14 protein-coding genes and 1 other RNA gene are annotated in these 14890 nt (G+C 67.0%); 10 read left to right on the top strand and 5 right to left on the bottom strand.

Going from position 1 to position 14890, the window contains the following annotated elements:
- Window positions 1-36 precede the first annotated feature (36 nt).
- Window positions 37-372, top strand: a complete 336-nt coding sequence (locus tag ABQ137_RS07160; RefSeq protein WP_016904453.1) for a zinc ribbon domain-containing protein YjdM — start codon at window positions 37-39, stop codon at window positions 370-372.
- A gap of 117 nt (window positions 373-489) precedes the next feature.
- Here ABQ137_RS07160 and ABQ137_RS07165 read toward each other — a convergent pair whose 3' ends face one another.
- From ABQ137_RS07165 to ABQ137_RS07180, 4 genes are all read right to left on the bottom strand, one after another.
- Window positions 490-1287: a hypothetical protein gene (locus ABQ137_RS07165; RefSeq protein WP_349781753.1), complete on the bottom strand. Its 798-nt coding sequence runs from the start codon at window positions 1285-1287 to the stop codon at window positions 490-492.
- A gap of 223 nt (window positions 1288-1510) precedes the next feature.
- Window positions 1511-2566: a L,D-transpeptidase gene (locus ABQ137_RS07170; protein ID WP_126965731.1), complete on the bottom strand. Its 1056-nt coding sequence runs from the start codon at window positions 2564-2566 to the stop codon at window positions 1511-1513.
- A gap of 378 nt (window positions 2567-2944) precedes the next feature.
- A non-coding RNA gene (locus ABQ137_RS07175) (sX9 sRNA) lies at window positions 2945-3020 on the bottom strand.
- A 61-nt stretch (window positions 3021-3081) separates the two neighbouring features.
- Window positions 3082-4176: an alkene reductase gene (locus ABQ137_RS07180; protein ID WP_349781756.1), complete on the bottom strand. Its 1095-nt coding sequence runs from the start codon at window positions 4174-4176 to the stop codon at window positions 3082-3084.
- A 246-nt stretch (window positions 4177-4422) separates the two neighbouring features.
- Here ABQ137_RS07180 and ABQ137_RS07185 point away from each other — a divergent pair, with 246 nt between their 5' ends.
- From ABQ137_RS07185 to ABQ137_RS07215, 7 genes are all read left to right on the top strand, one after another.
- Entirely contained in the window at window positions 4423-5631 is a 1209-nt protein-coding gene (locus tag ABQ137_RS07185; RefSeq protein WP_039528349.1) for an MFS transporter, read from the top strand.
- Window positions 5632-5673: 42 nt separating this feature from the next.
- Window positions 5674-5973 (top strand): hypothetical protein, encoded by a 300-nt coding sequence (locus ABQ137_RS07190; protein WP_184380521.1) that lies wholly within the window; start codon window positions 5674-5676, stop codon window positions 5971-5973.
- A 225-nt stretch (window positions 5974-6198) separates the two neighbouring features.
- On the top strand, window positions 6199-6654 hold the full coding sequence (locus ABQ137_RS07195; protein WP_024937995.1) for a PA2169 family four-helix-bundle protein: 456 nt from the start codon (window positions 6199-6201) through the stop codon (window positions 6652-6654).
- Between the two features lie 256 nt (window positions 6655-6910).
- Window positions 6911-7513 (top strand): 2'-5' RNA ligase family protein, encoded by a 603-nt coding sequence (locus ABQ137_RS07200; RefSeq protein WP_184627404.1) that lies wholly within the window; start codon window positions 6911-6913, stop codon window positions 7511-7513.
- Between the two features lie 35 nt (window positions 7514-7548).
- Window positions 7549-8157, top strand: a complete 609-nt coding sequence (locus tag ABQ137_RS07205; RefSeq protein ID WP_102581111.1) for an HD domain-containing protein — start codon at window positions 7549-7551, stop codon at window positions 8155-8157.
- A gap of 62 nt (window positions 8158-8219) precedes the next feature.
- On the top strand, window positions 8220-8402 hold the full coding sequence (locus ABQ137_RS07210; RefSeq protein WP_016903504.1) for an oxidoreductase-like domain-containing protein: 183 nt from the start codon (window positions 8220-8222) through the stop codon (window positions 8400-8402).
- Window positions 8403-8471: 69 nt separating this feature from the next.
- Complete coding sequence (locus tag ABQ137_RS07215; RefSeq protein ID WP_349781759.1) at window positions 8472-9845, top strand: virulence factor; 1374 nt, start codon at window positions 8472-8474, stop codon at window positions 9843-9845.
- Window positions 9846-10834: 989 nt separating this feature from the next.
- Here the strand turns inward: ABQ137_RS07215 and mprF are convergent.
- Complete coding sequence (gene mprF, locus ABQ137_RS07220; RefSeq protein ID WP_065031816.1) at window positions 10835-13399, bottom strand: bifunctional lysylphosphatidylglycerol flippase/synthetase MprF; 2565 nt, start codon at window positions 13397-13399, stop codon at window positions 10835-10837.
- A 261-nt stretch (window positions 13400-13660) separates the two neighbouring features.
- On the opposite strand from mprF, the gene ABQ137_RS07225 reads away from it, so the two are divergent.
- Both ABQ137_RS07225 and ABQ137_RS07230 read left to right on the top strand, forming a co-directional pair.
- Complete coding sequence (locus ABQ137_RS07225; RefSeq protein ID WP_024940519.1) at window positions 13661-14368, top strand: DUF998 domain-containing protein; 708 nt, start codon at window positions 13661-13663, stop codon at window positions 14366-14368.
- Between the two features lie 11 nt (window positions 14369-14379).
- Window positions 14380-14727: a RidA family protein gene (locus ABQ137_RS07230; protein WP_024940520.1), complete on the top strand. Its 348-nt coding sequence runs from the start codon at window positions 14380-14382 to the stop codon at window positions 14725-14727.
- Window positions 14728-14890 lie beyond the last annotated feature (163 nt).

Consider the following 14890-nt stretch of genomic DNA (forward strand, 5'->3'; position numbering starts at 1 on the left):
GCTACAATCCACGCCCGTTTTGAACCTAGGAATCGCATGTCTTCCGTTCCCGCCTGCCCGCAATGTGGCCTGGACAATACCTATGCCGATGGCGCGTTGCTGATTTGCGCAGACTGCGGCTTCGAATGGAGCGCGGGCGAGTCCGCCGCGGCTGCGACGGTGGTGCGCGACAGCAACGGCAACCTGCTGCAGGCCGGCGACACGGTGACCGTGATCAAGGATTTGAAGGTCAAGGGCTCGTCGATTCCGCTCAAGCAGGGCACGCTGATCCGCAACATCCGCCTAGTCGAGGACGATGCCGAGCACATCGAAGGCAATTCGGAAAAGATCAAGGGCCTGGTGCTGAAGACCTGTTTCCTGCGCAAGGCCTGAGGCTGTTGCGGAGCCAGCAGCACAGCCTGCAGCGTGTGTAGGAGCGCGCTTGCGCGCGATGAAGCGGTATCGAGACCGCCTCATCGCACGCAAGCGCGCTACTGCGTTGCGGCGTGCTCAATCGCGCGGATACACCGCCGCCACCGTGCAACTCTGGCGCATCCGCGCGGCCAGGCCGCCACGCGTGGTGCTCAGGTCGCCCTGCTGGCCGGATCCGGCAGCCGCGCCGGCAAGCGCCATTTCGTCGAGCACATCGACCTTGTCGCCGGGATTGCCGCAGATCGCATTCAGGCCCATGCCGGAGACGAAGCGGATCGGCGGCGCGCCGCTGAGTTCGCGGCAGCTGTCCATCAGTTCGACGCGGTAGTGGCGATGCGTGCCGGGGTGACGTGGCGAGACTTCCACCACCAGGCCCTGGCCGTCTTCCGACCACGAACGCAGCATGCTGGGATTAAAGCAGTAGCTGGACGAACCGGCGAAATTGCGCCGGCGCGCTTCGCGCACGCTGACCCCATCCAGGGTCGGGATGCCGCTGTCGCGTTGCCGTGCCGCACTGGCGTATTCGCGCGCATTCAACGTGGCGATCTGGCTGACCGCGCAGTGCTGCTGGCCCGAGCGCACGTATGCCGGCGCACCGTTGCAGACCCAGCCGTGCGCCGCCAGCAGGCTCGCATCGGCTTGTGCGGCCAGTTGCGGGCAGTCCTGCGCCAGGCTGATGCGGAACAGCCGCCCGCCCTGTTCGGCCACTGCCAGCGTGCGCGGATCGGCTTGATGCAGCTCCGTCACCTTGCGCGCATCCAGGCACTCGGCGTTCGGTGCGGCAGGGCGCAGCGGCTCGGCCGCTGCGGTGGAGGACGCGTAACCGACTAGCGTGCTGCCGAGCAGAACCACAGTGAGTAAACGCATCACGCACATCCTTGGCAATGAGGGGATGTCCGCATCATCTGCCAAGCAGGTCGCGCTGACAATCGCAGCAACGCGCGTCGGGTCGCTCGCTCAACAACGCCGGGCGGGCGGCCAGTGCTCGGCACCGCCAACGCATACGAGTGCATGCCAATGCTGGGCTGCAAGCATGTGCGCGCGCGAGCTCACGCGCAGCTTGCAACTCGCCGCCGCGATAATGCGGCGCAGCCTGCGCTCAGGGTGCTTCGGGCGGGTCCGAATCCAGTACCTGCAGCTTACCGCCGGTGGTTTCGGGAAGGATGCGTTGGTCGGTGGCCACCAGCACCACACCAGGTGTCAGCAGCGGCAGCAGGCCGGCCAGGAATGCCGGCGGCACCTGCAGCCGCGCGATGGTGTCGGCATCCAGCGGCTGTCCTGCCGCGGCGCTGCTGCCCGGGATGCCGATGCGCATCCAGTTGGGCATGCGTTGACCGGGCAAGCCGGGCACTTCGCCAGGCAGGAAGCCCTGGCCGACGATGAACGCTTGCGTGCCCAGCGGCGCGGCGCCGGTCTGCGCGCGCAATGCCACTTGCGCGCGTCCGATCTCCACGCCGTTGCGATACACCACCAGTTGCTGATCGCTGCTGCTGACCAGCATCGAGATCGGGCCGGTGGGTGCCAGCGCCGGCTGCCACGCAAAGCTCTGGCCGTTGGGCAGCGGCAGCAATGCCCGCTGCGCACCGGTGGTCGGGTCGATCGGGCTGAGCGCGCGGGGATGCACCACCGCGTCCGCATCCACACCGGCTTGCGCGACCACCACCACCATGCCCATGTTGGAATTGTCGAACAGCAGCCGCGCGAATTCCGACGGCAGATGCACGCAGCCATGCGATTCCGGATAACCGGGCAGGCCGCCTGCGTGCAGGGCCACGCCGTCCCAGGTCAGGCGTTGCTGATAGGGCATGGGCGCGGCGTTGTAGAGGTTGGAGCGGTGGTCCTTGTCCTTCTGCAGGATGGTGAACACACCGGTCGGTGTCTCGTGCCCGGGCTTGCCGGAGCTGATGGTGGAAACGCCGATCAGGATGCCGTTGCGATACGCATACGCGCGTTGCTCGGTGAGGCTGACGATCACCGCCATCGGCCCCCAGCCCTTGCTGACGCCGCCCCAGATCCATTCGCCCGGCTTGAGGTCGGCCGGCGCCGTTTCGGCAGGGCTGGACTGGCGCGCGCCCCAGAACGGCACCGCAAGCGCTGGCCCGCAGAACAGCAGCGTGCAAAAAACAATGGCAGTGAGCAGGGGCCGCATCGGCATTCCAGAGAGCAGTGTCGGCACGATCCTAGCGGGGCCGGGTGTACGCGTCATGTGGTTGCTACCGGGATGGCTACGTTGCGAAGCTCCCGGCATTGCGAGGGACGTGCTGTGTATGCATTTGCGTATTTGCCGAGCCCAAGGCGCAACACACGCACAAGCGCCTGGCCTTGCGCGCCGGTTCAACGATTGACTTGGCAGATGCACGAGGACCGCCGCATTGCGTGGGCGATCGGGCAAGGGATGCGTATCGCGCCTGCACGAAATACCGGGCCGGCGACGTGCCCAGGTCCAACGTGCGCGTGCGGACCGGTCGATCCGATACGGCAGCTGCGCTCGCTTGATGCCGAGCGCAGCCGCTGTGTCGGCGAGACCTGGAGCGACTGACAAAACGGAGCGGGCAGTCGTCAGGTGAGCGCGGACGGCGCGCAGGAACCGGAATGTACGCGTGGTACATCCCGATTCCGGGCGCCAGCCGCGCCTGCCTGGCGGTGAGCGCAGGCGTCTTGCAGCCGCGCTCAGTTCGGCAGGGCGGGGTAGTCGGTGTAGCCCTTGGCACCACCGCCGTACAAGGTGGCCTGGTCGAGCTCGGCCAACTGGGCGTTCTCGCGCAGGCGACGCACCAGATCCGGGTTGGCGATGAACGGCCGGCCGAATGCGATCGCATCGGCGTAACCGCTTTGGATGGCGTGGTCGGACAGCGCCTTGTCGTAGCTGTTGTTGGCGATCCAGGCGCCGTCGAACTTTGCGCGCAGCGCGGCATAGTCGAAGGCAACGTTGTCACGCGCACCGCCGGTTGCGCCTTCGATCACGTGCACGAAGGCCAGCCCGCCGATCAGGTTGAGACGCTCCACCGCACGTTCGAACAGCGGCTGCGGATCGGAGTCATGCATGCCGTACACCGGCGTGACCGGCGACAGCCGCACACCGGTGCGTTCGGCGCCGATCTCGTCGGCGATCGCCTGCACCACTTCGGTCAGCAGGCGGGTGCGATTTTCGATGTCGCCGCCGTACGCGTCGGTGCGCTGGTTGGAGCCGTCACGCAGGAACTGATCGAGCAAGTAGCCGTTGGCCGCATGCACTTCCACGCCGTCGAAGCCGGCATCGATGGCGTTGCGCCCGGCGATGCGGTAGTCCTCGATCAGGGCGGGGATTTCGTCCAGCGCCAGCGCGCGCGGCTCGGAGACGTCCTGGAAGCCGTCCTTGGTGTAGGTCTTGCCTTCGGCGCGGATGGCGCTGGGCGCCACCGGCGATTCGCCGGGCGGCAGCACGCTGCTGTGCGAGACGCGGCCCACATGCCACAGCTGCAGCACGATCTTGCCGCCACGGCGATGCACTTCATCGGTGACCGCACGCCAGCCCTGGACCTGCTCGGCGGTGTGGATGCCGGGCGTATCCAGGTAGCCCTGACCCAGCGGGCTGATCTGCGTGCCTTCGGCCACGATCAGGCCGGCACTGGCGCGTTGGCCGTAGTACTCGGCGGCGAGCGGCGAGGGCACCTGCCCGGCGACGGCGCGATTGCGCGTCAGCGGCGCCATGATCACGCGGTTGGCAAGATCCAGTGCGCCCAGGCGCACGGCGGAAAACAACGGGGACTCGGTGGATTTGGACATCAGCAACCAATTGGGTGTGGATCACGCGCCAGGCGCGACACCGCGCCGATCGCGAGTGCCCCCTAGCGATGGTGGCGGAGCAGCGCCGATTCGAGCGATAGCGATAGGACACAGCGTCTCCTGGCGCATCGAGAGCGGCCAGACCGTGATGTGCCGGGGCTTGGCGCTGAATCGCAGCAGGCGCCGCGCTTCCGTTGATTGCTGCGTTGCACAATAATACGCTGCCCCGTCATCCTGGAGTCGGGCATGTCCGATACCGATCTTTCGACGCCGCGCGTATCACGGCGCGACTACGTGCTGATTCTGTTTGCGTTGGCGATGGGCGGCTTTGCGATCGGCATCAGTGAATTCTCCACCATGGGCCTGATGACCCAGATCGCGCAGGGCCTGCAGATCAGCGAGCCGCAGGTCGGCCACGTGATCAGCGCCTATGCGCTGGGCGTGGTGGTCGGTGCACCGTTGCTGGCGATCATTGGCGCGCGCTGGCCGCGGCGCACCTTGTTGCTGCTGTTGATGGTGTTCTACGCGCTGGGCAATCTGGCGAGCGCGTTGGCGCCGAGCTATCACACGATGTTGCTGTGCCGTTTCATCGCTGGTTTGCCGCATGGCGCGTACTTCGGCGTCGCTTCACTGGTGGCCGCGTCGATCAGCCCGCCCAACCAACGTGCCACTGCGGTGGGGCGGGTGTTGCTGGGCCTGAGCATTGCCTTGCTGGTCGGCAATCCGTTGGCGACCTGGCTGGGTCAGATCGTGAGTTGGCGGTGGGCCTACGCGGCGGTGTCGGTGCTTGCGCTGTGCACGGTTGCGGCAGTGGCGGCGCGCCTGCCGCCCGCGCCGGACGAGCCGCGGCAACAGCCGCTGCGTGAGCTGCGCGCGTTCAATCAGCCGCAGGTATGGCTGGCCCTGGCGATCGGCGCGGTGGGCTTTTCCGGCATGTTCTGCGTCTTCAGTTATCTGGCGCCCACCCTGACCGCGGTGACCGGCGTGGAGCCGGCGCGGATCCCGCTGGCGATGGTGGCGTTCGGGGTCGGCGGCGTGCTCGGCAGCATCCTGGGCGGCTGGCTGTTCGACCGCATGCAGTTCCGCGCGGTGCCGGTATTGCTGGTGTGGTCGGTGGTGGTGATGCTGACCTTTCCGTTGGCTGCGCAGTCGGGCCTGTGGGTGTTTGTGTCCATCGTGGCGGTCGGCACCATGGGCGCACTGGCACCTGCGCTGCAGACGCGCCTGATGGATGTGGCCGCGGAGGCGCAGACCCTGGCAGCGGCGTCCAACCATGCCGCATTCAATACCGCCAATGCGCTGGGCCCGTGGCTGGGCGGTATGGCGATCACCGCCGGGTGGGGCTGGACCTCGACCGGCTACGTGGGCGCGGCCACTGCGCTGGGCGGCTTGCTGGTGTATGCGCTGGCGGTCTGGCAGGAGCGCCGCCAGCGCGCGTCGCTGGCGAGCTGCTGAGGCGCTGCCGGCCTGCACTGCCTGCTGCAGTTGGAGTGATGAGTGGCAGAGTTGGCAGAAGGCGTGCTGGTTGCCACGTTGGTCAGTGCAGGACGCAAGGCCATATCCACGGCCAACTCACGAGCGCACGTCGAGACTGCACGCTTCACTGCAAGCGGACCGTACAGCGCCATGACCGAACACACGCCACCGCCCTGGAAGCGCGGCAAGCCCAAGGGTAACTCCGCCTCCACGCCGCTGACCGCAAGCCAAAAAGCCGCTGCCAAGCAGCGCGCAGAGGAGGCCGGTCGCCCCTATCCCAACCTGGTCGACAATATGTGGGCGAGCCGGCAGCCAAGGTAGGTTTGACCTGCTCTTGGCATCGATGAATCGCCATTCATTGCCTGCATGATCGCGTGAGGACAATCACCACATCACTCACATGTCGATTATGTGTGTCCCGCCAAGCTAAGTTCGTACACAAGGCCAAGGCATGCAATCAGCACATCGATTGCCTCATCCCCGAAAGCCAGCGCAAACGCATCCACAACTTGCGCAGCGCTGGCCCATCGCAACCAGGAGCGACACATGAGCATTCAGAGCAAGACCGAGCATAGCCTCAACGACCTCATCGCCATTTCCCGCGACGGCAAGGACTTCTACGAAGAAGCGGCCGCCAAGGTGGGTGATGCGGAACTTGCAACGTTGTTCCGCCGCATCGCCGGCGTGAAGTCCGACATCGTCAGCAATCTGAGCAGTGTGGTTGCATCGGTCGGCGGCAAGCCGGAAACCAGCGGCACCATGGTCGGCAGCATGCAGCAGTTCTACGGCAAGGTGCGCGCTACGCTGGGCGATACCAAGTACGGCTACGTCGCCGAGCTGGAAGAGTCCGAAGATCGCCTGTTGAAGGCGTTCGACGAAACCATCGCCGACCAGGATACCCCGGCCGCCGCACGCGACGCCGCACTGCGTCTGCTGCCGGAAGTGCGCGCATGTCACGACGTGATGCGTAACCGCAAGCATGCGATGAAGAACGCCGCGTAAGCTGCGTGCGTGACCCAGGCGCATCCAGGTGATGCAGCTTGCGGAGTGAACCGATAAAGGCGGAAACGGGCAGCGCAAGCTGCCCGTTTCTTTTTGTGTCGCGCGTGGTCAGTGCTGCGCGGTTGTTGTTCCACGCATTGCACGCGTTCCACGTTTTTGCATTGGCGTTGAATGCGTGTCACACATGCATCTGGTCTGCTAGTATCCGCCGCCCTTCTTCCCGGCAGGTCCGCGTACGCGGTCGTGGAATCAGCCCATGCAACAGCAGTTTCTGTACCTGTCCTCGGCCGAGGCGCAGTTGTCGCTCGGCCTCGGTGAGGAGAAGACCACCGAGCGCCTGTTCTTTGCGGTGATGGCCGATGCGGTCACCGCCCAACGCGCTGCGGCGATCGCCGATGGGCTGCTGCACAATGGTCATGTCGATGGCAAGCCGCTGGCGCGCGAGCGCTTGCATGTGACCCTGCATCATCTGGGCGATTACGCGGGCGGCTTGCCGCCTTCGCTGGTGAGCCGCGCCAGTCAGGCAGCCGAGCGTGTGGTGCTGGATGCGTTCGAGGTGGAGTTCGATCGGGTTGGCACTTTCGGGGGACGGCGCTCGCAGCTGCCATGCGTGCTGCGTGGCGAAGACAAGGTGCGCGGGCTGTACGAACTGCAGGGCGCGCTGGGCCGGCAGCTGGCGCATGCGGGCATTGCCGGCGACGCGCAGTACACGCCGCATATGACGCTGCTGTATTGCAACCAGTCATTGCCGCAACGGCGCTGCGATGCGCTGGCGTGGACGGTGCGCGAGTTCGCGCTGGTGCGCAGCTTCCTGGGCCAGTCGCGTTACCAGATCGAGGGGCAGTGGGCGCTGCGCTGATGTGCAGGCAGATGCGTACGCGGTAGCCTGCGTGCATGGATGCCACCACCACACCACTGCCACTGCAGCCCGAGCACCTGGCCGCGCTCGAACAGGCCTATGCCACGCCGCCGCGCGCCTATCACCACTTCGGCCATGTGCGTGCGCTGCTGCAGCACTACGCCGAGGTCGCCGCCGGGCCGGGTTGGCAGCAGCCGGTCGAGGTCTGGCTGGCGGTGCTGTTTCACGATGCGGTGTATCAGCCCGGACGCAGCGACAATGAGGCAGAATCCGCCAACTGGGCGATGGACTGCATCCCGCGCTGGTGGCCGCAGGCGTCGGTGGATCTGCAGCGCGTGCAGCGCCTGATTCTGCTCACCGCACGCCACGGACAACTGCAGCCGGCGGATGTGGACGCCGAAGCGGCATTGTTCCTGGACTGCGACATGGCGATCCTGGCCGCACCGGCAGCGGTGTTCGATGCGTATGACGAGGGCATTGCCGCCGAGTACCGCGGGCATGTCCCCAGCCTGCTGTTTCGGCTCAACCGCAGGCGCTTTCTGGCCGGCCTGCTCGAGCGTCCGCGCATCTTCCTGAGCGACTACTTCCATGCGCGCTGCGACGCCGCGGCGCGGGCCAATCTGCGCCGGCGACTGGGGCGCTGACCTGGCACGCTGCGCGCCGTGATTCATCCAGGCGCGGCCGTGGCGCACGCTACAATGCGCGCATGCACGACCGCGCAGCTTCCGATCACGATCCACGCCCGCAGCCACCCGAGCCGCCTGCGCCCAACGAGTGCTGCGAAAGCGGTTGCCCGCTGTGCGTGCACGATCTGTACGCGGAAGACTTGGCGCGCTACCGGCAAGCCTTGGCCGCCTGGGAAGCGCGCCAGCGAGCACATGCGCGATAAGCGAAGCGCCGCGCTTCGCGTGGCCGCCTGGAACGATTATCTTTGAACCACTTTTCCCGATGGTGCGACATGCGACGACTTGAGATGTGGAGCGCGCTCTGCGGCGCGGCGGTGTTGACGCTATCGGGCATGGCGGCTGCGCAGACCATGCAGCCAGTGAGCCACGGCCGCTTCGAGCAGGTGCCGGTGCTGATGCCCAAGGGCGAGCCACAGCGCGTGGTGATCTGGCTGACCGGCACCGGCAACAACGTCAAGCGCCAGACCCAGGCGGAAAGCCTGCGTGCCGATGGCGCGATGGTGGCGATGGTGGATACCGCGCATCTTTACGCGGTGCTGCGCAAGGCCGGCGGTACCTGCGCGTTCTCGGTCGGCGATGTGGAAAATTTCTCGCGCTACGTGCAGGCCTTCTACCACATCCCCACCTACCGCCTGCCGCTGCTGGTCGGCGACGGCGAGGGAGCTGCGCTGGCCTATGCGATCGCGGCGCAAGCCAAGCCGCATGTGCTGGCCGGCGTGCTGACCGACGGGCTCTGCCCGGCGACGGTGTCCGACCAGGCGATCTGCCAGCCGGGCGTGCGCCCGGGCAGCAACACGCTGCTGCCGGTGCCGTTGCAGATTCCCTGGGTGCTTGCCGGCAGCCAGGACAAGCGTTGCCCGGCCGCGGCCGAAGACGGCTTCCTCAAGCAGGTGCCGCAGGCGCGCACGTTCACGCGTTCGGCGCAGGGCGACATCCTGCCGGGCCTGCGCGCGGCGGCACGTTCGCTGGGCGAGCAGAAGGGCGTGGCGCTGCCGCCGCCGCCGGGCGGGCTGGAAGATCTTCCGGTGGTGGAGCTGCCGGCCAAGCCCGATGGCGACAGCGACGACGACACCTTCGTGATCTTCGTCTCCGGCGACGGTGGCTGGGCGGGTCTGGACGAAGAGGTTGCTGATGCCCTGGCCGCGCAGGGCATTCCGGTGGTCGGCCTGGATTCGCTGCGTTACTTCTGGACCGAGCGCACGCCGCAGGGCTTTGCCACCGATCTGGATCGCATCGCGCGTTTCTATGCGCAGCGCTGGCAACGCCAGCGGGTGGTGCTGATCGGCTTCTCGCAGGGCGCGGACGTGTTGCCGGCCGCAATCAACAAGCTGCCGGCGCAGACCAAGCAGAACCTGCGCATGACCGCGCTGTTGTCGGTGGGCAAGCTGGCCGATTACGAATTCCATGTCAGCAACTGGCTGGGCTCGGACGACGAAGGCCTGCCGATCGCGCCGGAAGTGCAGCGGCTGCCCGCTGGCACCACCGTGTGCATCTACGGCCAGGACGACCAGGACGCGCTCTGCCCAAGCCTGCCGGCGCAGGCCGCCAAGCGGGTCGCGCTGCCGGGTGATCATCACTTCAAGGGCGATTACGCGACCCTGGCCAAAGTGATCATGGAGCAGCTACACGCGCTGTCGAAGCCGTAAGCGAGCGCGGCATGTCTGACCTGGTTCGGCCCGACTCCAGGCCGACACAGGTCAACAACCCGGTCGTCACCGTTCGGTTTGGCCCCCCTGCAGCCCAGCAGGCCCCTGCATTTCTTTCCGTAACCGACAGCAACCGGTGGTGCTTGCGCGGGTGCCGGCGTGGGACCTTGAGCGGCATGGATGCCGCGCTAGAGCCTACATGGACGTACTTGCGGCGTGTCCCACGCCGGTACGCGTGCAAGCGCCCTCGGCAGACCGAAGCATTCGCGCGTAAACGAAAGATGTTCTGCACAGATTGATCGGTGTGCGGAGTCGGTCGGCGGCGCGGCGCCGCATCCGGTGTCGGGACACGCCGTGAATCCATCCCTGGAGGCTCGGTGGCGACATCCATGTCGCCACACGGTCCCGCCCCCGGACGCGACACCACGCTCCCAGCGTTGCCACTGCTGATCGGCAAGCAATGCTTTCAAAGCACGTGCGGCTGCCTATGCAGTCTGTGGCCAATGCAAATCGGTGAGCCATCTATCTGCTGCCACGTCGCCGGCGATGGTGACACTTCGAAGGCCCTCCGCATTTCTTTCAGCAACCGACAACAACCGGTGGTGCTTGCGCGGGTGCCGGTGTGGGACCTTGAGCGGCATGGATGCCGCGCCAGAGCCTACATGGACGTACTTGCGGCGTGTCCCACACCGGTACGCGTGCAAGGGCCCGCAGTAGACCGAAGCATTCGCGTGGAACCCCCAGATGCCGTGCGCAAGATTGATCGGTGTACGGGGTCGGTCGGCGTCGCGGCGCCGCATCCGGTGTCGGGACACGCCGTAAATCCATCCCTGGAGGCTCGGTGGCGACATCCATGTCGCCACACGGTCCCGCCCCCGGACGCGGCACCACGCTCCCAGCGTTGCCACTGCTGATCGGCGAGCAATGCCTTCAGGCACACGTGCAGGCGCCCGCAGGCATTCGCGTAAAACCGCAGGTATCGAGCGGCCTTACTCCTGCCGGCCCGGATCCGCCGAGATCAATCGGGTGACATCCAGCAGCGCCGCCGGCAGATGCATGCCACCGGGCGCGACCAGATAACGCGGGCGCCAGGTCGGGGCAAACTTCGACTTGAAGCGGCGCAGGCCGCTGAAGCCATAGAAGCGCTCGCCATGACGTGCGACCAGGCTTGCGAAGCGATTCCAGCGGCCGGCCAGGCGATGCTCGGCCAGGCCCGACAGCGGTGCCATGCCCAGCGAGAAGCGCGTATAGCCGTTGGCTTGCCCCCACAAGAACAGCTCGATGAACAGGAAATCCATCGTGCCCTTGGGTGCCTGCGCGCTGTGCCGCATCAGGTCCACCGACAGCTCGCCGCCGGCCGGCGCCCACCACACATTGGCGAAGGCCACGATTTCGCCCTCCGCCTCGGCCACTGCCACCGGGAAGCGGCGCAGGTAGTCCGCATCGAAGCTGCCCAGCGAGAAGCCCTTCTCTTCGCCGGACTTTTCTTCCAGCCATTGTTCGGACACTTCGGACAGGCGCGGCAGTACTGCGTCCACCTGTTCGGGCTGCAGCATGCGGAAGGTCAGGCCGCCGCGCTTGCCGCGGTTCCAGGCCTGGCGCAGATCGGCGCGGTCGCGGCCTTCCAGGGTGAAGCCTTCCAGCGGCACGATCGCCTCTTCGCCCAGTTTGACCAGGGTCAGGCCCATGTCGAGATAGGTCTGCCAGTATTTTTCGCCGACCTGGTAGAACACCGGGCGCAGGCCCATATGGTCGGCCTCCTCGCGGAAGCGCCAGATCAGGGCGCGCGCGACCTCCGGCGGGCCGACCGGGTCGCCCATCGAGATCAGCGAGCCACCGTAACGCTGCATCATCACAAACCCGCGGCCCTGCTCGTCGAGCAGGAAGGCCTTGTCGCCGGTCAGCGCCAGACATGCCTGGGTGTCGGTGCTGATGGCCAGGATCGGCGCCAGCGTCTGCAGGGTCTGCGCATCGGCGGACGGCATCGGGCGGCGGCCGCCACGCAGCAGGCGCGCCATGCCGAACACGATCACGCCCACGCACAGGATCAGCGCCGCGCGCAGCGCGCGTGGCGCGTTGGCCGAGGTGGCGAATTCCCACCACAGGTCGTTGCTGTATTCGACGTGGCTGTAGACGAAGAACAGCAGCCAGAACGTGGCCACCAGCACCAGGCCGAGGTTGCTCAGCCAGCGCCACGACCAGGCTTCGTCCAGCAGCGCGCCCTGGCGGTAGAACTCGCGGCGTGCCGCCCACAGCGCCACTGCGGCCAGTGCCGCCGACAACGACACCGAGATATGGCTGCCGCGCAACAGCGACAGCGGCGGCAGCAGGATGCACACGCCCAGCGCCAGCACCCAGGCCGCATGGCTGCGCCGTTGCAGGCCCTGGCCGATCAGCAGCAGCACCATGCCGCCCAGGCTGACCAGCAGGTGCGAGGTTTCGATCAGCGGCAGCGGCGCCACTTCCTGGCGCGCGCGCGGAGTGGGCAAGGTGCCGTCGATGACCAGCGCCGCGCCCACCGCAAACACCGCCAACGCCAGGATCTGCGGCAACCACGGGCGCAAGGCCTTCCATACCGTGCGTGCGGTGCTGGCGCTGGCGCGCACCGGTGCGCCCAGGCCGGAGGCTGCCGCCATCGCCACCGAGATCAGCAGCGGCACGATGTAGTAGGTAACCCGGTAGGCCAGCGCGGCGGCCAGCACCGCGGCGGGGGTGACATGCGGAAGCAGCTTGAGCAGGCTCCACTCGAACACGCCCAGGCCGGCCGGCACCGTGGAGATCAGCCCGGCGACCACCGCCACCAGCCAGATGCCGATAAACCCGAAGTAGCCGGTACCCGGGTCCGGCGGCAGCAGCACGTAGAACGCGGCGGCGGCCAGGCCCAGCTCGACCACGCTCAGCGCGGTCACGCCCAGGACCGTGGTGCGGTCGGGCAGCCAGAAGCGATGACTGCGGATCCCGAATTCGCGGCCCTGTCTGCCGACCAGCCCCAGCATCGCGACGTAGCCGACCAGCAAGGCGATGCCGGCGATGCGGATGCCTTCTGCGGTGATCGGCAAGGCACGTGCAGCCGCTTCCGGTTCCAGCAGCAGCGCCAGGCCAAGCAACACCCAGGCGCCGAAGACGAAGCCCAGCGTGCTCATCAGCACCACCTGGCCGATCTCGGCCAGGGTCAGCCCGACGCTGCCATAGCCGCGCAGGCGGACCGCGCCGCCGGTCAGTGCGGCAAAGCCCAGCGTCTGCCCCACCGCATGCGCCATGAAGGCGGTGATGCCCACGCGCGCCGGATGCAGCCGCTTGCCGGTGCGCTTGAGCCCGACCCAGTCAAAGCCCACCAGGCAGGCGTAGCTGCTCAAGCCCAGCAACAGGGTGAGCGCGATCTGGCCGGCACCCAGGGCGCGGAAGGCCTGGCGGATCTGCCGATAGCCATGGTCGGTGAATTGCCCCGACAGCGCGTGCAGCGCCATTGCCAGGATTGCCAGGCTGATGATCACCGGCAAGGCGCGGCGCCACCCGCTGGCCGGCGCTTGGGAAGACACGGAGGTATCCGTCATGAGGGAAACGGGATCTGCTGAAGGGGAAGAAGGGCACATGCACGGTGCGTGCCGCGCGGGCGGTTGCTCTGCATGGGACGGTCGGTGTCAAGGTACATGCAGGGTGATCGCACGGATGCCGAATGAGGTGAACGCAGGGTTCGGTCGCGCCGACAGGTGTCGGCTCAGGACGGCCGCGCGCATCATAGGGCATCGCCGCGCCCGCGTGCCGCAGGAGACCGACATGGACACGATGACCGTTGCAACACAGACAGGCTGCTGATGGAAGATCAACACAACAGCGGCACTGTGATGCCACCCGGGTCGGCCTGCCCGCCACGCTGGGCCGGGCAGGCCGGCGCAGTCGCCGCCTGCATGGGCCTGGCCTTCATCGCCTTGATCCTGCTGCTGCAATCGCTGCGCGGCGATCTGGACTGGATCGACGCACAGCTGAGCGCGTATCTGCACGGTGCCTACGGCCTGCTGCTGCGCACGGCCTATTGCGTGCTGGCTGCGGCGATGGCGTGGATGGCGCTGGGCCTGCATGCGGCACTTGCACCGCCCGCGCGCAGCCGCGCCGTGGTGGGGCTGTTCTGGGCGGCGGCGGTGGGCCTGTGCATGGTGTCGATCGGCGATAGCTGGATGCCGGAGCTGGCGCCCGACGCGGCCGTGCCGGTGCACCTGCTCTCGGCCGACATGACGTTTCTGTGCGTGATCGCGGCGGTATTGCTGCAGTCCTGGTACTTCCGCCGCGACCGGATGTGGCAACGCCACTTCGCCGCCGCGTTCGGCCTGGGGCTGTGCGCATTTGCGGTGTTGCTGTTCCACGTCACGGTCACCGGCGCGCCGCTGGGCATCAGCCAGAAGAGCGCCATCGTGTTGATCGTGGCCTGGATGGTGCGGGTGGGGGCGTGGTTGGCGCAGCACGTGCGCGCCGGGGCTGCACGTTTGCCGCATTCGCGGGACAATGCCCGGGTCAATCAACCGTAGGAAGTCTGAAAATGCTGCAGCGATTCGATGCGGGTCCGCGGATGTCGGAAATGACCGTCCATGGCGGCGTGTGCTACCTGGCAGGCCAGATTGCCGAAGACACCAGCCAAGACATCACCGGGCAGACCCGCCAGGTGCTGGGCGAAATCGACCGGCTGCTCGCGCAGGCGGCCAGCGACAAGACCAAGATCCTGCGTGCGGAAATCTTCCTGGCCGACATCGCCGATTTCGACGGCATGAACAAGGCCTGGGACGAATGGGTGCCGCACGGCTTCACCCCGGCGCGGGCCACGGTCGAAGCCAGACTGGCGCGGCCGGAATGGAAGGTGGAAATCGTGATCACCGCCGCGGCGAGCTGATCGCAACGCGGCGCGCGGCACGATCGCGCGCCGACGTCGCGTCATCTGCGCATATGCGCTCGGACATGCAGCGCAGCGTTGGTGGACGACAGCGGCGAAGAACCGCTCACACGTTTGCTTGGCAGGACCGCCAGCGCGCTTGTCGGCGCACCCCATGCGTGGA

Origin of the sequence: Xanthomonas sp. WHRI 8393 (genome assembly GCF_040203315.1) — a bacterium.
In the GTDB taxonomy this organism is placed as follows: domain Bacteria; phylum Pseudomonadota; class Gammaproteobacteria; order Xanthomonadales; family Xanthomonadaceae; genus Xanthomonas; species Xanthomonas arboricola.